This is a genomic window from Tenacibaculum haliotis, assembly GCF_025215075.1.
GTDB classification, from domain to species: Bacteria; Bacteroidota; Bacteroidia; order Flavobacteriales; family Flavobacteriaceae; genus Polaribacter; species Polaribacter haliotis_B.
Map to the genome: position 1 here is coordinate 60,624 of NZ_JAOBTH010000027.1, position 21,523 is coordinate 82,146.

Consider the following 21,523-nt stretch of genomic DNA (forward strand, 5'->3'; position numbering starts at 1 on the left):
AACTATGAAAAAGAAACACTATTAATGTTTCTCTATAATAAAGACGTTGTGTTTTAAAGAACCTTACAACTTTAACATTAAAAAAAGACAAACCCCTGAATAATTAAGTTATTCAGGGGTTTTATAATATTTGTACTAAATACTGTTTATAAGTTTAAAGCAGCATTGTTATTTTTAACAGCTTCAGCAGAAGCAGCTAAATGCTCTTTTTCAGCAGCTGATAAATTGATTTCAACAATATTTTCAATTCCGTTTTTACCTAAAACAACAGGAACTCCAATACATAAATCGTTTAAACCGTATTCACCATCTAATAAAGTAGAACAAGGGAATATTTTTTTAGTATCACAAGCAATAGCTTGTACCATACCAGAAACTGCAGCACCTGGCGCATACCAAGCAGAAGTACCTAATAAACCAGTTAATGTAGCTCCACCAACTTTAGTATCTTGCATAACTTGTTCTAATCTTTCTTCTGATAAAAATTCAGAAACAGGAACAGAGTTACGAGTCGCTAAACGCGTTAAAGGCACCATTCCTTTATCAGAGTGCCCTCCAATAACCATTCCGTCTACATCAGAAATAGGCGCTCCTAAAGCTTCTGCTAAACGATATTTAAAACGAGCAGAATCTAAAGCTCCACCCATACCAATAATTCTATTTTTAGGTAATCCAGTTGCTTTATGCACTAAATAAGTCATTGTATCCATTGGGTTAGAAACCACAATGATAATCGTGTTAGGTGACTCTGCTACTAAACTAGCGGCAACCGTTTTTACGATACCTGCATTGATACCTAATAATTCGTCACGAGACATACCCGGTTTACGAGCAATACCAGAAGTAATTACACAAACATCCGATTCTGCAGTTTTACTATAATCACCAGTAGTACCTGTAATTTTAGTATCAAAACCATTTAAAGAAGCCGTTTGCATTAAATCCATTGCTTTACCTTCAGCAAAACCTTCTTTAATATCTACTAATACAACTTCTGATGCGAAATTTTTAATTGCAATGTACTCTGCACAACTTGCACCTACAGCACCTGCTCCTACAACTGTTACTTTCATTTTTTTATATATTTAATTGTGATGATTAATTTAAGTTGCACAAAAATAACGATTTGGCTATGGATATAAAAACAAAACCTCATTGAAATTTCAATGAGGTTTTGTTTTTATGTTATTTATTTTTTATCTAAAACTAAAAGCAATACCTGCATTTACAGAATTATATTCTTGCATTGTATAACTTCCAAATATTTTAAAGAAACCTAAACTTAAACGTGTACCTATAGTTGCGTTAAAGCCACCTGTACTTGTACTTAAAGATAAAGGGTTTTTACCAAGGTCTTCTCTAACAGTAACAGAAGGTATGGTTGAAGATTGGTAATTGGCATGAAAGCTGTCACCTTTTACATCTAATTTAGTATTACCGCCATTATAGCCAAAACCACCATAAAAATTAATGATAGGGAAGTTAATAGACGCAATTGCTTGTACTGTATATGTATTTAATCTAAATTCAGTAACTCCATTTCTAACTTCAATATCTCCATCAACATCACCGATAGTGTAATCAACATTCATGTTAGTGTATGCAGCTAATAAAGAAACATGTAATGGTAGTTTATCTAAAGGGCCAAACCAACTAGTAATTTCTTTTTTAAGACCAATACCAAATAAACCAGCTTTTACATCATCAGATCCTACTTTAGGAACATAACGTACCATCGCTTCTAATTTAAAAGGCAATCCTAAACCTACCTGAATTGCTGGTGCAGGGGCTATATTTACACCTTCACCTTTTGGCATTGTAAAATCAGTTGATACATCTATTCCATTTGATTTACCATTAAAAGTTAAGGTAGGTGTATTTATGTTATCTTCTGCAGCTATCGTAGGAGAGGTTGTGTTGCCATTAAGGTCAATATTATCTGATAAACCTAGCTTTGTTAAGTTAAAAATTTCATCTTTAGAGGGAACAAAAGAGCCACTTGCAGCGATTGTTATATCAAATCCAAATTTTTTATGGACTTTAGCGGTATGGTACCAACCATTATTCATACTATAAATTACCCCTTTCATAGCAGGATCTATATATGCGTTTGTTAGTTTTGAAGCATCTTCTTTTGCTAAAAGAATTGTTTCTAATTCTTGTGCTTTTGCATTAAAAGCTAAAGCGAAAACAGCTACTAATGATAAAATTATTTTTTTCATTTTACTAGGTTTTTATTTTCTACAAATGTAATAAAAAAGCTCAACCTTTTTAGATTGAGCTTTTTAGTTTTATTTAATTATGATTGTTACGCATCAATATTTGCATATTTTGCATTACGTTCAATAAAATCTCTACGTGGTGGTACTTCATCTCCCATTAACATAGAGAATACTCTATCAGCTTCTGTTGGACTATCAATTACTACTTTACGTAAGGTTCTAAACTCTGGATTCATGGTAGTATCCCACAACTGTTCTGCATTCATCTCCCCAAGACCTTTATAACGTTGAATATTTACGTTTCCTCCTAGTTTTTGAGCAATTAAATCACGTTGATTATCATCCCAAGCATATTCTCTTTTTTGTCCTTTTTTAACTAAATATAAAGGTGGCGTTGCAATATAAATATATCCTTGTTCAACCATTTCTTTCATGTATCTAAAGAAAAAAGTTAAAATTAAAGTTGCAATATGTGATCCATCTACATCGGCATCACACATAATAACTACTTTATGGTAACGAACTTTAGATAAGTTTAATGCTCTTGGATCTTCTTCTGTTCCGATAGAAACTCCTAAAGCTGTAAACATATTTTTGATTTCTTCGTTTTCAAAAACTTTATGCTGCATCGCTTTTTCAACATTTAAAATCTTCCCACGTAGTGGTAAAATTGCTTGAAAATTACGATCTCTACCTTGTTTTGCTGTTCCACCTGCCGAATCTCCCTCAACTAAGAAAATTTCACATTGTGCTGGATCAGTTTCAGAACAATCTGATAATTTACCAGGTAAACCACCAATACTCATTACAGTTTTACGCTGTACCATTTCACGCGCTTTACGTGCTGCATGACGTGCATTGGCTGCTAAAATCACTTTTTGAACAATGATTTTTGCATCATTAGGATTTTCTTCTAAGTAGTCAGTTAACATTTCTGAAACCGCTTGAGATACAGCTGAAGATACTTCTCTATTTCCTAATTTTGTTTTTGTTTGTCCTTCAAATTGTGGTTCTGCTACTTTTACAGAAACAATAGCTGTTAATCCTTCACGGAAATCATCACCAGCAATTTCAAACTTTACGTTTTTTAATAATCCTGATTCATCAGCATACTTTTTTAATGTATGTGTTAAACCACGTCTAAATCCAGATAAATGTGTTCCTCCTTCGTGTGTATTAATATTGTTTACATACGAGTGTAAGTTTTCTGAATACGAGGTATTATAAACCATGGCAACTTCTACCGGGATACCATTCTTCTCCCCTTCCATAGAAATTACAGTGGCTGTAAGTTGCTCGCGAGTAGAATCTAAATATTTAATAAATTCTGGTAAACCTTCATCACTATGAAAAGTTTCTGAAATAAAATTACCTTCATCATCTGTTGTTCTCTTATCTGTTAAGGTTATTGTAATCCCTTTATTTAAGAAAGATAACTCGCGCATACGAGTTGCCAATGTATCGTAATTAAATTCTGTAGTTTGCTTAAAAATTGATTTGTCTGGTAAAAAGGTTACAATTGTACCCGTAAAATCAGTTTCTCCTATTGTTTTAACTGGGTATAAAGCTTTTCCTTGAGAGTATTCTTGTTGCCAAACTTTACCTTCTTTATGAACCGTAGCAGTTAAAAGGTCTGAAAGTGCATTCACACAACTTACACCAACACCGTGCAATCCACCAGAAACCTTATAAGAATCTTTATCGAATTTACCACCAGCACCAATTTTTGTCATTACAACCTGTAATGCAGAAACACCTTCTTTTTTGTGAATTCCTACAGGAATACCACGACCATTATCTTTTGTCGTAATCGAATTATCTTCATTTATAATAACATCTATAGCGTCACAATGACCTCCCATTGCTTCGTCAATAGAGTTATCTACAACTTCATATACTAAATGGTGTAAACCTCTAACACCAACATCTCCAATATACATTGAAGGACGCATTCTTACATGCTCCATTCCTTCTAATGCTTGAATACTGGAAGCATCGTAATTATTTTTATTTTCTTCGCTCATGATAAGTGAATTATTTAAGTTTTAATTTGAATAAACTTCCTAAAATAAAGAAAGTTTAACTTAACAAACTTACGTTTTTTTAAGGTGAAATAAAAGGGTTTAAAAGAGTAGTAGTGCTTTTTTATTGTTTTTTGATAAAAATAAAAAACGCTTTAAAACAGTGTTAAAACACTTTATTGTTGATTTTGGTGTTTTTGCAAGGTAGTTGAAATGATTAATAACAATAAAACCCCGCATAAGCGAGGTTTTATTGTTGAGGTTCTATTTTTTTACGACAGTTTCACAACTAAATCTTCTGAATTTACCATTACTCCACCTTTTAAAACGATTTGTTTTATTGTTGAGTCTTCAGTCGCTGTAATTGTAGTTTCCATTTTCATGGCTTCAATAATAAACAACGGTTGGTTTTTTATAACTTTTTCACCTTCTTTTACTAAAATAGTAGATAGCATTCCTTGTAATGGAGCGCCTATTTCTTTTGAATTATTTTTATCCGCTTTAGCGTTAATGATTTTATCAATTTTTATGGATTCATCTTTTATTTGAACAGATCTACCTTGACCATTCACTTTAAAATAAACCGTTACCATTCCGTCGTTATTTGGTCGTCCCACAGAATCTAAAGAAATAAGTAATGTTTTTCCTTTGTCTAGTTCAACAATAATTTCTTCGCCTCTTTCCATACCATAGAAGAAATTTTTGGTTGGTAGGTTTAATAAACTATCATATTTTAAATGTTTATTAAAAGCATCGGTAAATACTTTTGGATATAACTTATAAGATAAAAAATCTGTAATATCAATAGGTCTACTTAAATCGTTTTCAAATATTTTTCTGAACTCTGCGTATTCTTTATCAATATTTAAAGGTTCTATATGAGCGTTTGGTCTATCAGTATACGGTTTTTGATCTTTTAAAATTAGTTTCTGAAGATCTTTAGGAAATCCATCAACTGGTTGGCCTAAATCGCCTTTAAAGAAACTAACTACAGATTGCGGAAAAGAAATTGTATCACCGCGCTCTAAAACATCTTGTACCGTTAAATTATTACTTACTAAATATTGCGCCATGTCTCCAACTACTTTAGAACTTGGAGTTACTTTAACAATATCACCAAAAAGATGATTTACGTCTCCATACATTTTGGTAATTTCATGAAAACGATCTTCTAATCCTAATGCTTGTGCTTGTGGTTTTAAATTTGAATACTGACCACCCGGAATTTCATGTTTAAAAACTTCTCCTGAACCTGCTTTTAAACCAGATTCAAACGGATAATAATATTCTCTAACAGCTCCCCAGTAATTAGAATACTCATTTAAAGAATCAATATTTAAATTACTTTCTCTGTCATTAAATTTCATCATTTCTACAACCGAATTAAAATTAGGCTGTGATGTTAATCCTGATAATCCGCCAAGGGCGACATCTACCACATCAACCCCAGCTTCAATGGCTTTTAAATAGGTGGCTGATTGAATAGATGAAGTATCGTGTGTATGTAAATGAATTGGAATGTTTATTTCCTGTTTTAATGCCGAAACTAATTCGAAAGCAGCATAGGGTTTTAACAAACCAGCCATATCTTTTATGGCAAGAATATGTGCACCAGCATTTTCAATGTCTTTGGCTAATTGCGTATAATATTTAAGATTGTATTTTTTGTTCTTCGGATTTAAAATATCGCTTGTATAACAGATTGATCCTTCGGCTAAACCATTTGTTTTATTACGAACATGTTCTATACAAGGAGCGATGGATTTCATCCAATTTAAAGAATCAAAAATTCTGAATATATCAACTCCATTTTCCCAAGATTGCTCAACAAATTTTTCAATTAAATTATCAGAATAAGCCGTGTATCCAACTCCGTTAGAACCTCTAATTAACATCTGAAGTAATACGTTTGGCATTGATTTACGCAATAATTGTAAGCGTTCCCACGGATTTTCTTGTAAAAAACGCATACAAACATCAAACGTTGCGCCTCCCCAAACTTCCATACTAAAAATGTCAGGATTGTTTTTTGCGTATCCTTCTGCTACTTTTAACATATCAAAAGTTCGCATTCTGGTAGCTAATAAACTCTGGTGAGCATCACGCATTGTGGTATCTGTAAAATGAACTTTCTTTTCATTTTTTAACCACTGAGAAAATTTTTCTGGTCCTAATTCTGTTAATAAATCTTTTGTTCCTTTAGGGAAACTAGCATTTGCATCAAACTTAGGAACGATAGGTTTTACGAATGTTTTTGTTGTGTCTATTTTTTTTACATCCGGATTTCCGTTTACAATAACATCACCTAAATAAGTAACCAATTTTGTGGCTCTATTTCTAGGAGCTTTAAAAATAAATAAATCAGGTGTTTCTTTGATAAAATTAACAGTTACTTCTCCTTTTCTAAAAGTTTCGTGCTTTAAAATATTATCAAGAAAAGGCATGTTTGTCTTTACTCCTCTAATTCTAAATTCAGCCAAAGCTCTACGAACTTTTCTACAGGCGCCATCAAGAGTTCTGCTGTTTGCAGTAACTTTTACTAGCATCGAATCGAAAAATGGAGAAATAACAGCGCCTTGATAAACACTACCAGCATCTAAACGAATTCCAAATCCAGAAGCACTTCTATAGGTAGTAATTTCTCCGTAATCTGGTTTAAAATCGTTCTGCGGATCTTCGGTTGTAATTCTACATTGTAGCGCATAACCATTTACTTTTACAGCTTCTTGGTTTGGTATTTTTATTTGTTGATCTGCTAGTTTATATCCGCCAGCAATAAATAGTTGAGTTTTTATTAAATCGATATTTGTTACCACTTCGGTAACCGTATGTTCTACCTGAACCCTTGGATTTACTTCAATAAAATAGATAGAATCATCATCGTCAACCAAAAATTCTACCGTACCAATATTATTATAATCAACTGCTTTACAAATATCGATTGCATATTTATAAAGCGCATCTTTTATTGTTTGTTTTAAATCGAATGAAGGTGCAAATTCAATTACTTTTTGATAACGACGTTGCACAGAGCAATCGCGTTCAAAAAGGTGTACTGTGTTTCCGAAATTATCGGCAACAATTTGTATTTCTATGTGTTTCGGATTTTCCACAAATTTCTCTAGAAAAACAGTGTCATCACCAAAAGCATTTAACGCTTCACGTTTACTTTCATTAAAAGCTCTTTTTAATTCGTCGGCTTTTCTAATAACACGCATTCCTCTTCCACCACCACCAGAAGCAGCTTTTAACATAATCGGATATCCAATTATTTCAGCTTCACTTAAAGCAACATCAATATTTACTAGCCGCTTTTCGTTACTTCTTATTACGGGAATATTATTTGCAACAGCAACTTCTTTTGCTGTGATTTTATCTCCTAAAGATTTTAATACAGATACTTTTGGCCCTATAAAAATAATACCATTGTCCTCACACTTCTGAGCAAGATCTGCATTTTCAGATAAAAAACCATAACCAGGATGCACTGCATCTGCACCACTTTCTAATGCAACCCTAATAATTTCGTCAATATTTAAATACGGTTTCAGCGGTGCATTATTTTCGCCTATTTGATAAGACTCATCTGCTTTATATCTGTGTAATGAATATCTATCTTCAAAGGTGTAAACACCTACCGTTTTAACATTGATTTCTGTACAGGCTCTAAAAATTCTGATAGCAATTTCCCCTCTATTTGCGACAAGTACTTTTTTAATTTTCATTCTTATTGTGGTGTGTTTAGAAAATAGTTAGCGAACATTCGCTATAAATGTAATAAATGCTGATGAGATTATCAATTAATTTTTAAATTAGAATATCATAGTTTGTTAACTATCAACTTAAAAACTAGTTTTAATACGCATCGTCATGTACGCTCATAATTGCTCTACCTGATGGTTCGTTCATGTTTTTAAAAGCCTCATCCCATTCTAATGCAATTTTTGTGCTACAAGCAACACTTGGCTCTTGCGGAACACTTAACGCAGCCGTATCACTAGGAAAATGGGCTTCGAAAATGGCTCTGTAATAAAACTCCTCTTTGTTTTGTGGTGTTTGTATCGGAAATCTAAATTTTGCATTAGCCAATTGTTCATCTGTAACTTCCTTGTCTACTACTTCCTTTAAAGTATCAATCCAATCATAACCTACACCATCAGAAAATTGTTCTTTTTGTCTCCAAGCAACGCTCTCTGGCAACATATCTTCAAATGCTTTTCTAATCACCCATTTTTCCATACGTTCTCCGTTAATCATTTTATCTTTCGGATTGATGCGCATAGCAACATCTATAAACTCTTTATCTAAAAACGGAACACGTCCTTCAATTCCCCAAGCCATTAAACTTTTGTTAGCTCGTAAGCAATCGTACATGTGTAATTTATCTAATTTACGAACCGTTTCTTCGTGAAATTCTTCGGCATTTGGGGCTTTATGAAAATATAAATAGCCTCCAAAAATTTCATCAGCTCCTTCACCAGATAAGACCATTTTAACCCCCATCGATTTAATAACACGTGCCATTAAATACATTGGAGTAGAAGATCTAATAGTGGTGATGTCATACGTTTCGATGTTGTAAATCACATCTTTAATAGCATCTAAACCTTCTTGAATAGTGAATTTTATTTCATGGTGAATTGTTCCGATATGATCGGCGACTTTTTGAGCAGCCGCTAAATCTGGCGAACCTTCTAATCCAACAGAGAAAGAATGTAATTGCGGATACCAAGCTTCCGATTTATCGTCTGATTCTATTCTTTTTTGCGAGTATTTTTTAGCAATTGCTGATATTACAGAAGAATCTAATCCGCCAGAAAGTAAAACACCATAAGGCACATCACTCATTAATTGTCTGTGTACAGCAGCTTCTAAAGCTTCTTTAACTTCTGTAATACTTGTTTCGTTTTCTTTTACAGCGTCGTAATCTGACCAGTCTCTTTTGTACCATTGCACAAACTTTCCATCTTTACTAGACATATAATGCCCTGGAGGGAATAATTCAATTTTAGCACAAACACCTTCTAGAGCTTTTAATTCAGAAGCAACATAAAAAGTTCCGTTTTGATCCCAGCCAATATATAAAGGAATAATCCCCATATGATCACGAGCAATAAAATACTCGTCTTTTTCAACATCATATAAAGCAAAACCAAAAATCCCGTTTAAATCATCTACAAAATCAACACCTTTTTCTTTGTAAAGTGCTAAAATCACTTCACAATCAGAAGCTGTTTGAAACTCATAAGAACCTGTAAGGTTTTTAGCTAATTCTCTGTGGTTGTATATTTCTCCGTTTGCGGCTAAAATTAATTTTTTATCGGCACTAAATAAAGGTTGCTGACCAGAAGCGGGATCAACAATAGCCAAACGCTCATGTGTCATAATAACTTTAGCATCACTATAAATTCCGCTCCAATCTGGGCCACGATGTCTAATCTTTTTAGACATTTCTAATAACTGAGGTCTTAAACTCTCAGAAGACTCTTTTAAATCAAACGCACATACAATTCCACACATAACTTTTATATTTTTATTACCTCAAACAAATTGAGATATTTAGTTCTTATTTATGCTGCAAATAACACTAATAAGTTTGTATATATAAACAAAGTTTTTATTTTTAGTTTCAAAACTAAACTTAAAAATATTTTTTTATATAAAAATGCAACCTACAGAATGATTTTTATTAAATAAACTTTCTTTTTTCTAAATGAGAATAAATATATACTTGTAAAATTTCATTAATTAATAAAACTGAATATATTTGCAGCGGTTTTTCTTTATGTTTTTAAAGAAAATTAAAAGGGAATTAGGTGCAACACCTAAACTGTACCCGCAACTGTAAACTTTAAGCCTAATTATTGGCTACTTGTTATGTTCTTACGCCACTGTTTTTACGGGAAGGCTATAACAAGATGTAAGTCAGGAGACCTGCCAAAAAATATTCATTAGTTTTTACTTTCGGGATTAAAAGTAATTGCAAATAATCTTATACATTTAACTATATAACAATAAATTAGGTATTGATATTTATAGATGTATAATTACGTTTTTAAAATTTTAAATTAATTATAGAATGACACGTATTTATAACGTAGTATTATTGTGCCTTGCTATGGCATTTTTTTCATGTTCAGAAGATTCAAAAGAACCTGAGCCTATTTATGACAACTCATTTATTTTAACTTTTGAAAGTGATAAAACTACAATAGGTCACCTAAATGAAAAACAAGAGTTTACCCCTAAAGTATATGAATCTTTAAATGAAAATACAATTTCTTTTTCGGGGTTTGATAAACAACTATTTTTAGTAAGTCAAAATGGGCCTACTTATGTATCAAAACTAAATTTAGAGAATTTAAATTCAGAAACGGAAATTACAAATTCTCAGATAACAAGCCCCTCTTATTTAACTATGTTTTCTGAAACTAAAGGATTAATGATATCAACCGGAGGAAGAGGAAGAAGAAGAACTTACAATTTATCTTATTTTGATGTTACCAATGGAATAGGAGAAAAAATAGATGAAATATCAACTAAAGTTTTATACGCTAAATCAGCACTTTTAGTAGACAACAAAAATGTTTTAATAGCAGATGATAAAGAACTAAAAATATTAGATATAGATAACAAATCTATTAAAGTTCAATTAACTTTTGAAGATGCTATTTGCGGAATTTTTAAAGACAAAGACAATATAATTTGGTTGGTCACAGAAAAAAGAACTGGAGATGCCAAAATCATTAGTTTGAATACAGATTATTCGATAAAAGAAACAGTAACCGTAAACGACACTACTCTTAATTTATTTAAAACAAGCATGTTTTCTATGAATAAGACAAGTAACCACATGTATTGGTCAGAAGTAGCTACAGGATTGGTGTATCGTTTTAACACAGAAACTAAAACTATTGAAGAGTTTGCAAATCCATCAACTAACAACATTTTATTAACTTCTGTAATAAGAGAACACCCAATTACTAAGCAAGTATATGTATTAGGTTTTGAAGATTTTTTTGATACAGAAAAAAGTGTATTAATAATATATAATCAAGATAAAACTGTTTTTAAAACAATTAAAAACGTAGGAAACTCTCCTATAGACATTTATTTTTCAAATGTTAAATATGAATAACATTTTATAACAAAATGCATTTTTAATAAAATAAATTTTGCAAACACAAAAACACTTTATACATTTGCCGTATAATGATGAAACAAAACAACATATGGTGGTGGAACTCTCTTAAAAATTAAGTGAGAAGAAACCTATATGTATATATTATAAAGAAAAGGCTTATCTCACGATAAGCCTTTTTTGTTTTTTAAGCATAAAAAAAATGAGCAAAACAATATTTAAAACAATTAGCAAAAAGCGTATTTCAGATACCATTACTCCAGTAGGTTTATACTTACGGTTTAGAGATAAATATGCCAACACACTACTATTAGAAAGCTCTGACTATCATAGTAAAGAAGAAAGTTTTTCGTTTATAGCTATTGATCCTATAGTAACTATGAAAGTTGAAAACGATGCTTTTATAGTTTCAAAACAAGGAAAAATTGTAACCAAAAACACCATCAACAAAAACTTTTACAGCTTGTTTGATGATTTTTCAAAATCAATCACCTTAGATTGTCCTGCTGAATTAAAATCATTCAACGGATTATACGGATATTCAACTTACGATAGCGTTCAGTATTTCGAAAACATACAGCTAAACGTAAAAGATTCGCCGTCAAAAATACCTGTAATGCAGTACAGTTTTTACCGATTTATTATAGCAATCAATCATTTTAATGATGAAATGACGCTGATAGAAAATATTGAAGAAGGAACGGAATCGAGAATTTCAGAAATAGAAACTATAATAGAAGCGCAGGCTTTTAATACGCAAAAATTTGAAATTAGCGGAGAAGAAACTTCAAATTGCACGAATGACGATTTTAAAGAATATGTAAAAAAAGCAAAAGCACATTGTAAACGTGGCGATGTTTTTCAATTAGTATTATCACGCCAATTTCAACAAAAATTTAAAGGAGATGAATTTAATGTGTATCGAGCATTACGCTCAATAAATCCTTCACCTTATTTGTTTTATTTCGATTATGGCTCATTCAAATTAATGGGATCTTCACCTGAGGCACAAATTAAAATAAATGCAGGAAAAGCGATCATCAATCCAATTGCTGGAACCTTTAGAAGAACTGGCGATATGGCTGAAGATATTAAGTTAGGTAAAAAGTTATCAGAAGACAAAAAAGAAACTGCCGAGCATGTAATGTTGGTAGATTTAGCCAGAAACGACCTAAGTAAACACGCCGAAAACGTAAAAGTTGAAATTTTTAAAGAAGTACAATATTTTAGTCACGTAATTCACTTAGTATCTACCGTGCAAGGTAAAATTAAAGGAAACCCAATTGAAATAGTAGGAGACACCTTTCCTGCCGGGACTTTAAGCGGCGCACCTAAATACAAAGCCATGCAGTTAATTGATACTTACGAAAATCAATCGCGCGGATTTTATGGTGGTGCAGTCGGAATTATAGGCCTAGACGGCTCGGTAAATTTAGCCATCGCCATTCGCTCTTTTGTTAGCAAAAACAACGTTTTGTATTACCAGGCTGGTGCGGGAATCGTAATTCATTCCGACGAAGAAAAAGAGTTGCAAGAAGTAAATAATAAATTAGCAGCATTAAAAAAAGCGTTGACTTTAGCTGAAAATATTTAGGGCGTTTTAACAGGCTTTCCACTATATCTTTTTATTGAAAATAATAAAAAGGATGCCGTTTCAATCCCTAACGCAAAAAAACAAAAGATGAAAATATTAGTACTAGATAATTACGATTCGTTTACCTATAATTTGGTACACATGATACAAGATATTACAGGTAATTTGCCTGATGTATATAGAAATGACGAAATTTCTGTAACAGAAATAGAAAGGTACGATGCCATTATTTTATCACCAGGACCTGGAATTCCTGATGAAGCAGGTATTTTAAAAGAGGTTATAAAACAATATGCAGGTAAAAAACCTATTTTTGGGGTTTGTTTAGGCTTACAAGCAATTACAGAAGTTTTTGGAGGAAGTATAGAAAACATGGGAGAGGTTTTTCATGGTGTTGCCACAGAAATGGAAGTTGTTAATAAAGAGGCTGTTATTTTTAAAGGAATTACACAAAAATTTCAAGCGGCAAGATATCATTCTTGGATTGCTTCAAATAAAAACTTCCCAACAGAAATTAACATTACAGCTGTAGATGAAGATGGCGGAATTCAAGCAATTGAACATAGCGTATTTAATATATCAGCAGTACAATTTCATCCTGAGTCAATATTAACTGAAGTTGGCGAGCAGATTGTTAGAAATTTCTTAGAGAATATTAAAAAGTAACGTCATTACGAGTACAACGAAGTAATCTCTTAATAGATAAACAGGTTGCCACAGCAAATTATCATTTGCTTGGCAATGACAAGATTAAATTATGAAACAAATATTAAACGATTTATATCAACATAAAAGATTAACAAAACTACAAGCAAAACAAGTTTTGATTGATATTGCTTCGGGTAAATTTAACGAAGCGCATTTGGCTTCTTTTATGACGGTTTTTATGATGCGTCCTATTTCGGTTGAGGAGCTTTCGGGTTTTAGAAATGCGTTGATAGAATTAGCAATAAAAGTAGACTTTTCTGATTATAACACCATCGACATTGTTGGTACAGGTGGCGACGGAAAAGATACTTTTAACATCTCTACATTAACGTCTTTTATTGTTGCCGGAACCGGACAAAAAGTAGCGAAACACGGTAATTATTCAGTGTCATCTCAATCAGGTTCGTCTGATATGTTAGAAAGTTTCGGATATAAATTTATCAATGACGAAGCTGTTCTAAAATCACAATTAGAACAAGCTAATATTTGTTTTTTACACGCGCCAAAATTTCATCCAGCAATGAAAGCAGTAAGCTCAACAAGAAAAGCATTAGCGTTAAAAACGTTTTTTAACATGTTAGGACCTTTAGTAAATCCTAGCTCACCTAAAAATCAATTATTAGGAACTTTTAGTTTAGAAGTTGCCCGTTTGTATAATTATATTTTACAAGAGGAAGATACAAATTATGGTATTGTTCACGCCTTAGATGGTTATGATGAAATATCTTTAACAAGCGGATTTAAATTGTTTACCAAAAACGGAGAGCAATTAATTAACCCGGAAGATGTAGGTCAAAAAAGAATAGAACAATCAGCTATCTTTGGAGGAAAATCTGTTGCTGATGCTGCAAAAATATTCAAAAATATAATTGAAGGAAATGGTACCGAAGCACAAAATAGTGTGGTATTAACAAACGCAGCATTTGCCTTAAAAATTGTTGATGACAAGAAGAGTTTTCAAGATGCTTACGAAGAAGCAAAAGATTCTTTGTTAGGATTAAAAGCGAAAGATTGTTTAAATAAATTAGTGAAATAAATTAAATGTCAGTTCGAGTAAATTTATGAAGAATGAATAAATTTGTATCGAGAACAAAATGACTTCTCGATATAATTTTCTCATAAAATCGAAAATCACTCGAAGTGACAAAGAACGAGAAAAAGAGTTTTCAAGATGCAATAGATTCTTTGTTAGGTTTAAAAGCGAAAGATTGTTTAAATAAATTAATGAAATAAATTAAATGTCAGTTCGAGTGAATTTATGAAGAATGAATAAATTTGTATCGAGAACAAAATAACTTCTCGATATAATTTTCTCATAAAATCGAAAATCACTCGAAGTGACAAAGAACAAGAAAAAGAGTTTTCAAGAAGCAATAGATTCTTTGTTAGGATTAAAAGCGAAAGATTGTTTAAATAAATTAGTAAAATAAATTAAATGTCAGTTCGAGTAAATTTATGAAGAATGAATAAATTTGTATCGAGAACAAAATAACTTCTCGATATAATTTTCTCATAAAATCGAAAATCACTCGAAGTGACAAAGAATAGCAATATGACAATACTCGATAAAATAATAGCGTTTAAAAAAACAGAAATAGCCAAGATTAAAGCAGAAGTTCCTGTAAGTAAATTGGTGGAAAGTCCGAATTTTAAAAGTGCTCCTTTTTCATTAAAAAAAGAACTATTAAAAGTTGGTTCAACAGGTATAATAGCAGAATTTAAACGTCAATCTCCATCAAAAGGAATCATTAACGATAAAGCTACTATCTTAGAGGTTACGGAAGGTTATTTAGACGCAAATGTAGCAGCGCAATCAATTTTAACAGATACTTCTTTTTTTGGAGGAACCATGGCGGATCTATTGGAAGCTAGAACCGTAAATCAATTACGACCAATTTTAAGAAAAGATTTTATTGTAGACGGATTTCAAATTGTGGAAGCTAAAGCAATCGGTGCTGATGTTATTTTATTAATAGCAGCTTGTTTAACCAAGCAAGAACTTAAAAATTACGGTCAGTTAGCAACAGATTTAGGTTTAGAGGTTTTGTATGAAGTTCACACGCAAGAAGAATTAGATAAAATTAACGATTTAGATAATAAGATTATCGGAATTAATAATCGTAATTTAAAAACTTTCGAGGTAGATTTAGAGCATTCTATAAAACTGGCAAGTCAAATACCAGATACAGCAATTAAAGTTTCTGAAAGCGGAATTTCTGACCCAAGAATTATTACTGGATTAAAAGAGCATGGTTTTCAAGGTTTTTTAATTGGTGAAACTTTTATGAAAACCGATAATCCGGGATTAGCGTGTAAGGAATTCATCGATCAAATACGATAGACAATATCAGTTCGAGTGAATTTTTAGAAACGATAAATTTGTAACAATAGTAAATTAACTTCTCGATACAATTTTCTCTTAAAATCGGAAATCACTCGAAGTGACAAAAAAAATAAATATGAAACTGAAAATCTGTGGAATGAAATACATAGAAAATATCCAACAAGTTGCAGCGTTACAGCCAGATTATTTGGGATTTATTTTCTATGAAAAATCAAAAAGAAATTTTGAAGGCATCATTCCTGATTTACCAAAAGAAATAAAAAAAGCAGGTGTTTTTGTAAATGAAATTCCCGAAATAGTGGTTTCATTAGTAGAAGAGTATGCTTTAAATATGGTGCAACTTCATGGCGATGAATCTCCAGAGTATTTACAAAAATTAACAACCATTTTTAAAGAAAGTATTGCAGAAAAACATCAAAAGGCAAAATACAACATGCCTGAGTTGGTAAAAGTTTTTGGAATTAAAGATGCGTTTGATTTTGATTCTTTACATCCATATTTAGAAACGGTTGATTATTTTCTATTTGATACAAAAGGAAAAGAACGAGGCGGAAACGGGGTTACTTTTAATTGGCAGGTTTTAGAGAATTATCCTTTTGAAAAACCATTCTTTTTAAGTGGCGGAATTGGACTAGAAGAAGCATCAGAAATTAAAAAATTACAAGCAACAGGTTTGCCTATTTATGCTTTAGATGTAAATAGTAAGTTTGAAGAGTCAGCTGGTTTAAAATCAGTAAAAGACATAAAGAAGTTTAAAGAAACTTTAAAAATATAATAAATCATCGAACAGAACCTGTTTCAGGTTGATGAAAAGTTAAAAAACAAAGAAATGGAATCAGAATTTAAACCAACTAAAGAAGGATATTACGGACAGTTCGGAGGTGCATTTATTCCTGAATTATTATATCCTAACGTTAAGGAGTTAGAAGATAATTATTTAAAAATATTAGGTTCAGATGCTTTTCAGGAAGAATATAAAGATTTGTTACAGCATTATGTTGGTCGCCCTAGTCCGTTGTATTTAGCAAAACGTTTATCAGAAAAATATGGTGCAACGATTTATTTAAAACGAGAAGATTTAAATCATACAGGAGCTCATAAAGTAAACAATACTATTGGTCAGATTTTAGTTGCAAAACATTTAGGAAAAACTAAAATAATTGCAGAAACAGGTGCGGGACAACACGGAGTAGCAACGGCAACGGTTTGTGCATTGATGGATTTAGAATGTGTTGTTTTTATGGGAGAAACCGATATAAAACGACAAGCACCAAATGTAGCGCGCATGAAAATGTTGGGAGCAAAAGTTGTTCCGGCAACAAGCGGAAGTAAAACATTAAAAGACGCAACCAACGAAGCAATTCGTTATTGGATTCAACACCCAGAGACTTATTATTTAATAGGATCTGTGGTTGGCCCGCACCCTTACCCAGATATGGTTGCACGATTACAAGCAGTTATTTCAGAAGAAATGAAAGTGCAATTAAAAGAATATACAGGTAAAGAAAATCCGGATACAATAATCGCTTGTGTTGGTGGAGGGAGTAATGCAGCAGGAGCTTTTTATCATTATTTAGATGATAAAGATGTTGAGCTAATTGCTGTTGAAGCTGCTGGTTTGGGAGTTAACTCTGGTGAAAGTGCTGCAACTTCTCAATTAGGAGAAGTTGGTGTAATTCATGGAAGTAAAACTATTTTAATGCAAGATGAATATGGTCAAATTGTGGAGCCTTATTCAATTTCAGCAGGATTAGATTATCCAGGAGTTGGTCCTTTACATGCTTATTTACATGAAACAAAACGAGCGAAATTTATGAATGCAACCGATAAAGAAGCGTTGGATGCAGCTTATGAATTAACAAAAATAGAAGGTATTATTCCGGCTTTAGAAACAGCACATGCTTTGGCTGTTTTACCAAAAATGGATTTGAAAAAAGACCAAGTTGTAGTTGTTAATTTATCAGGAAGAGGAGATAAAGATCTAGAGACCTACATTAAGCATTTAGAAGATTAAAATAAATATCACCTTGAGTGTAGTTGAAATGTTTTGACAATTTTAGCTTGTTCTCGACTGCGCTCGAACTGACAAAATTCAATAAAAATGAATTCAATAAAAAAAATTTTTCAAAATCAAAGTCAAAATTTATTATCTATTTTCTTTACGGCAGGTTTTCCGAAGTTAGATGATACAGCAAAAATTGTTACTGATTTAAGTAATAGTAGGGTAGATTTTATAGAAGTAGGTTTGCCTTATTCAGATCCTTTAGCAGATGGTCCGACGATACAACACAGTAGTTCGGTTGCGTTAAGTAACGGAATGAATCTTGATGTAGTCTTTGAGCAGTTATTAGCTATAAAAGATACAAATAAAACACCATTGGTTTTAATGGGATACTTGAATCAAATTATAAAATATGGTGAAGATAAATTTTGTAAAAAAGTAAAAGAAACAGGAATCGATACTGTAATTATTCCGGATTTACCAATGATTGAATACGAAAATCATTATCAAGCATTGTTTAAGAAATACGGAATAACAAACGTGTTTTTAATTACGCCAAATACATCGGAAGAAAGAATTCGTAAAATAGATTCGTTAACAGAAGCTTTTATTTACGTAGTAGCATCTGCATCAATTACTGGGGCAAAAGGAGAGATTTCGTCACAGCAAATCGATTATTTTAATCGAATTAACGCTATGAAATTACAGAGTAAATTAATTGTTGGTTTTGGTATTTCTGATAAAAAAACATTTACAACAGCTTGTAAATATATGAATGGAGCAATTATTGGTTCGGCTTTTGTTAAAGAATTGGACAAAAAAGGAACCGCAGGGATTAATAATTTTATAAAGCAGTTGCAATAAATCCGCTTGTTAGAAAACCTCAACTATTGAAAAAAAAGACTGCTGAAATCAAGCAAATTACCATTTTTGAAGTGCTCCCTATTCGACATAAAGTTATGTGGCCTGATAAACCGATGAGTTATGTTGAATTACCAAATGATGAAAAGGGCAAGCATTTTGGATTATTTGTAAACGGAGAAATAACATCAATTATTTCTTTATTTAAATCGAACAACGAGGCTCAATTCAGAAAATTTGCAACGTTAATCGAGCACCAAGGTTTTGGCTACGGAACAATATTATTAAACAAAGTAATCGACTTAATAAAAAAAGAAAAAATAGCAAAACTATGGTGTAATGCTCGAGTTGAAAAATCAAAATTTTATGAGAGATTCGATTTGACATCAACAACTAAAAAATTTAAAAAAGGCGGAATTGAATATGTTATTATGGAGAGAAATTTTCACAATTAAAGTCCATAAAAAAACTTAGTGCTTTTACACACTAAGTTTTTTTATTTTAAATATTTTACAAAAGAAGTTATATTACCTTCTTCTTTTTTTATTCTTAGGTGTTCTATAATTTTTACTTTCTTTCACCTCTGTTTTAGATCCTCTATAACTTTTAGTTTCTTTGTCTTCAGTTTTAGGAGCTCTATAATTTTTACTTTTACGCTGATTGAAAGGAACAGCATCATCAAAAGTGTTTTTTGCTTCTTTTGCTGATTTATTTTTCTTCCATGAGTTATTTTCGGGTAATAAAACTTTTAATAAGTCTTGTCTTCCTACTTTGTTTAACGTTTTTTTAATCCAGTCTTTGTTTTCTTTTTTATACCAAAAGAAAAACCTGTGCTGCTCTTCTTTTTCTTTGACAGTTTTAGGTGTTTTAGTAGGTTTTAATGTATACGGATGATATCCACTATAATAAATTACCGTAGCAACCGTCATTGGCGTTGGCGTAAAACCTTGCACCTGCTCTAACTGAAATCCCATTTCTTTTGTTTCGGCAGCTAAATTTGCCATATCCTCTTTTTCACATGCTGGGTGATTAGAGATGAAATAAGGTATTAATTGAAGTTTTAATTTTTTCTTGATATTAATACGATCAAATCGTTCTTTAAACATATGAAAATATTTAAATGACGGCTTACGCATTAATTTTAAAACAGGATCAGAAGTATGCTCTGGTGCTACTTTTAATCGTCCAGAAATATGTTTTGTCATTACCTCTTCGGTATAGGCATCTAACTCTTTCGGATCTGCATTTTTATTAAATTCAGGCACCAACATATCGTGTCTGATACCACTTCCAATAAACGATTTTTTTATCTTCGGATGTGCATCAACAGCTTGATATAATTTTGTTAACGGCTTGTGTGAAGTATCTAAATTACTACAAATTACTGGCGATATACAAGAAGGAGCAACACATTTATCACAGATAGATTGTATTTTACCCTTCATCTTATACATATTAGCAGAAGGCCCACCAATATCAGATAAATACCCTTTAAAATCATCCATTTGGGTAACTTTATCTACCTCTCTTAAAACAGACTCTTCACTTCGGCTTGCAATAAATTTCCCCTGGTGTGCTGAAATAGTACAAAAACTACATCCCCCAAAACATCCACGGTGAATATTTATTGAAAACTTAATCATTTCAAAAGCCGGAATTGGCCCTCGCTTGTTATATTTTGGGTGTGGTAAACGTGTAAAAGGTAAATCGAAAGATCCATCAATTTCTTTTTCAGTCATGGTAGGATAAGGCGGATTTATCATCAACTTCTTATCACCTACTTTCTGAAAAATACGTCGTGCTTTTAATTTATTTGACTCCTGCTCTATTACTTTAAAGTTAGAGGCAAACGTTTTTTTATCCTTTAAACAAGCTTCATGAGAATTGATTTCAATGTCTTCCCAATTTTTATTCTTCGGAACATCTTCTCCTTTATCAACAAAAACAGCAGTTTGTTTAATTGTTTTTAAACTCGAAAACGGAACTCCTTTTTGTAACAATTCTACAACTTCTCGTAAAGGCTGTTCTCCCATTCCGTATACCAGCATATCTGCTTTAGAAGTTTCTAAAATAGACGGCAGTAATTTATCCGACCAATAATCGTAATGTGTAACTCTTCGTAAAGAAGCTTCAATACCACCAATTAAAACTGGTACATCTGGAAATTTATCTTTTAATATTTTTGAATATACTGATGTTGCATAATCCGGTCGAAATCCTTTATCTCCATTTGGTGTATACGCATCTTTATCTCTACGACGCTTACTAGCCGTATAGTTGCTCACCATCGGATCCATACATCCGCCGGTAACTCCAAAAAACAATCTTGGTTTTCCTAACTTTTCAAAATCCTGTAAATTATCATTTACACTAGGTTGTGGTACAATTGCTACTCGCAATCCGTAACTTTCTAGTATACGCCCAATTACTGCAGGACCAAATGATGGATGATCTACATATGCATCTCCACTGAAAAGAATTACATCTAATTCTTCCCATCCTCTTAACTTAACCTCCTTATTTGTAGTCGGTAACCAATCTGAAACTCGTCTTATTCTCATGCCGTTGCAAAGGTACAATGTTTTAGTTGATATTACCGCTCTTAAAATGGTGTTAAATAAGCAACAAAA

At 32.1% G+C, this 21,523-nt stretch carries 15 protein-coding genes and 1 riboswitch; of the genes, 9 read left to right on the plus strand and 6 right to left on the minus strand.

The annotated features are described in order from the left end of the window. Nucleotides 1–146: 146 nt before the first annotated feature. The 5 genes from mdh to asnB all read right to left on the minus strand — a co-directional run bounded on the left by mdh (nt 147) and on the right by asnB (nt 9,763). Nucleotides 147–1,073: a malate dehydrogenase gene (mdh, locus tag N2251_RS07905; RefSeq protein ID WP_260586209.1), complete on the minus strand. Its 927-nt coding sequence runs from the start codon at nt 1,071–1,073 to the stop codon at nt 147–149. A 123-nt stretch (nt 1,074–1,196) separates the two neighbouring features. Continuing rightward, nucleotides 1,197–2,222, minus strand: a complete 1,026-nt coding sequence (locus N2251_RS07910) for a DUF6588 family protein (RefSeq protein ID WP_260586210.1) — start codon at nt 2,220–2,222, stop codon at nt 1,197–1,199. 86 nt (nt 2,223–2,308) lie between these two features. After that, a complete protein-coding gene (gyrB, locus tag N2251_RS07915) occupies nt 2,309–4,246 on the minus strand; it encodes a DNA topoisomerase (ATP-hydrolyzing) subunit B (RefSeq protein ID WP_260586211.1) in 1,938 nt (645 codons plus the stop codon). A 269-nt stretch (nt 4,247–4,515) separates the two neighbouring features. Continuing rightward, the gene (locus N2251_RS07920; RefSeq protein WP_260586212.1) at nt 4,516–7,968 is read right to left on the minus strand and encodes a pyruvate carboxylase; all 3,453 of its coding nucleotides are present in this window, start codon (nt 7,966–7,968) and stop codon (nt 4,516–4,518) included. A 130-nt stretch (nt 7,969–8,098) separates the two neighbouring features. Next, nucleotides 8,099–9,763, minus strand: a complete 1,665-nt coding sequence (gene asnB, locus N2251_RS07925; RefSeq protein WP_260586213.1) for an asparagine synthase B — start codon at nt 9,761–9,763, stop codon at nt 8,099–8,101. A 236-nt stretch (nt 9,764–9,999) separates the two neighbouring features. Next, nucleotides 10,000–10,199: riboswitch (cobalamin riboswitch) on the plus strand. Between the two features lie 162 nt (nt 10,200–10,361). Between asnB and N2251_RS07930 the strand changes: the two genes are divergently transcribed. The 9 genes from N2251_RS07930 (at nt 10,362) to N2251_RS07970 (ending at nt 19,348) form a co-directional block, all read left to right on the plus strand. After that, nucleotides 10,362–11,381 (plus strand): DUF5074 domain-containing protein, encoded by a 1,020-nt coding sequence (locus tag N2251_RS07930; protein ID WP_260586214.1) that lies wholly within the window; start codon nt 10,362–10,364, stop codon nt 11,379–11,381. 205 nt (nt 11,382–11,586) lie between these two features. Then, a complete protein-coding gene (locus N2251_RS07935; protein ID WP_260586215.1) occupies nt 11,587–12,978 on the plus strand; it encodes an anthranilate synthase component I family protein in 1,392 nt (463 codons plus the stop codon). A gap of 87 nt (nt 12,979–13,065) precedes the next feature. Then, nucleotides 13,066–13,644, plus strand: coding sequence for an anthranilate synthase component II (locus N2251_RS07940; RefSeq protein WP_260586216.1), 579 nt, complete (start codon nt 13,066–13,068; stop codon nt 13,642–13,644). Nucleotides 13,645–13,735: 91 nt separating this feature from the next. Beyond that, complete coding sequence (gene trpD, locus N2251_RS07945) at nt 13,736–14,722, plus strand: anthranilate phosphoribosyltransferase (RefSeq protein WP_260586217.1); 987 nt, start codon at nt 13,736–13,738, stop codon at nt 14,720–14,722. A 516-nt stretch (nt 14,723–15,238) separates the two neighbouring features. Continuing rightward, nucleotides 15,239–16,027, plus strand: coding sequence for an indole-3-glycerol phosphate synthase TrpC (gene trpC, locus N2251_RS07950; protein WP_260586218.1), 789 nt, complete (start codon nt 15,239–15,241; stop codon nt 16,025–16,027). A 118-nt stretch (nt 16,028–16,145) separates the two neighbouring features. Beyond that, nucleotides 16,146–16,805, plus strand: coding sequence for a phosphoribosylanthranilate isomerase (locus N2251_RS07955; RefSeq protein WP_512701090.1), 660 nt, complete (start codon nt 16,146–16,148; stop codon nt 16,803–16,805). Between the two features lie 54 nt (nt 16,806–16,859). Next, a complete protein-coding gene (gene trpB / locus N2251_RS07960; RefSeq protein ID WP_260586220.1) occupies nt 16,860–18,044 on the plus strand; it encodes a tryptophan synthase subunit beta in 1,185 nt (394 codons plus the stop codon). A gap of 87 nt (nt 18,045–18,131) precedes the next feature. Further along, on the plus strand, nt 18,132–18,896 hold the full coding sequence (trpA, locus tag N2251_RS07965; RefSeq protein WP_260586221.1) for a tryptophan synthase subunit alpha: 765 nt from the start codon (nt 18,132–18,134) through the stop codon (nt 18,894–18,896). Nucleotides 18,897–18,922: 26 nt separating this feature from the next. After that, nucleotides 18,923–19,348 (plus strand): GNAT family N-acetyltransferase, encoded by a 426-nt coding sequence (locus N2251_RS07970; protein ID WP_260586222.1) that lies wholly within the window; start codon nt 18,923–18,925, stop codon nt 19,346–19,348. A 72-nt stretch (nt 19,349–19,420) separates the two neighbouring features. Here the strand turns inward: N2251_RS07970 and N2251_RS07975 are convergent, their stop codons facing one another. Continuing rightward, the gene (locus N2251_RS07975; RefSeq protein ID WP_260586223.1) at nt 19,421–21,454 is read right to left on the minus strand and encodes a YgiQ family radical SAM protein; all 2,034 of its coding nucleotides are present in this window, start codon (nt 21,452–21,454) and stop codon (nt 19,421–19,423) included. Nucleotides 21,455–21,523 lie beyond the last annotated feature (69 nt).

What these genes read in the sequence shown, in the direction of transcription:
- mdh (WP_260586209.1), bottom strand. Translation starts at nt 1,073, where the DNA reads ATGAAAGTAACAGTTGTAGGAGCAGGTGCTGTAGGTGCAAGTTGTGCA.
- N2251_RS07910 (WP_260586210.1), bottom strand. Translation starts at nt 2,222, where the DNA reads ATGAAAAAAATAATTTTATCATTAGTAGCTGTTTTCGCTTTAGCTTTT.
- gyrB (WP_260586211.1), bottom strand. Translation starts at nt 4,246, where the DNA reads ATGAGCGAAGAAAATAAAAATAATTACGATGCTTCCAGTATTCAAGCA.
- N2251_RS07920 (WP_260586212.1), bottom strand. Translation starts at nt 7,968, where the DNA reads ATGAAAATTAAAAAAGTACTTGTCGCAAATAGAGGGGAAATTGCTATC.
- asnB (WP_260586213.1), bottom strand. Translation starts at nt 9,763, where the DNA reads ATGTGTGGAATTGTATGTGCGTTTGATTTAAAAGAGTCTTCTGAGAGT.
- N2251_RS07930 (WP_260586214.1), top strand. Translation starts at nt 10,362, where the DNA reads ATGGCATTTTTTTCATGTTCAGAAGATTCAAAAGAACCTGAGCCTATT.
- N2251_RS07935 (WP_260586215.1), top strand. Translation starts at nt 11,587, where the DNA reads ATGAGCAAAACAATATTTAAAACAATTAGCAAAAAGCGTATTTCAGAT.
- N2251_RS07940 (WP_260586216.1), top strand. Translation starts at nt 13,066, where the DNA reads ATGAAAATATTAGTACTAGATAATTACGATTCGTTTACCTATAATTTG.
- trpD (WP_260586217.1), top strand. Translation starts at nt 13,736, where the DNA reads ATGAAACAAATATTAAACGATTTATATCAACATAAAAGATTAACAAAA.
- trpC (WP_260586218.1), top strand. Translation starts at nt 15,239, where the DNA reads ATGACAATACTCGATAAAATAATAGCGTTTAAAAAAACAGAAATAGCC.
- N2251_RS07955 (WP_512701090.1), top strand. Translation starts at nt 16,146, where the DNA reads ATGAAACTGAAAATCTGTGGAATGAAATACATAGAAAATATCCAACAA.
- trpB (WP_260586220.1), top strand. Translation starts at nt 16,860, where the DNA reads ATGGAATCAGAATTTAAACCAACTAAAGAAGGATATTACGGACAGTTC.
- trpA (WP_260586221.1), top strand. Translation starts at nt 18,132, where the DNA reads ATGAATTCAATAAAAAAAATTTTTCAAAATCAAAGTCAAAATTTATTA.
- N2251_RS07975 (WP_260586223.1), bottom strand. Translation starts at nt 21,454, where the DNA reads ATGAGAATAAGACGAGTTTCAGATTGGTTACCGACTACAAATAAGGAG.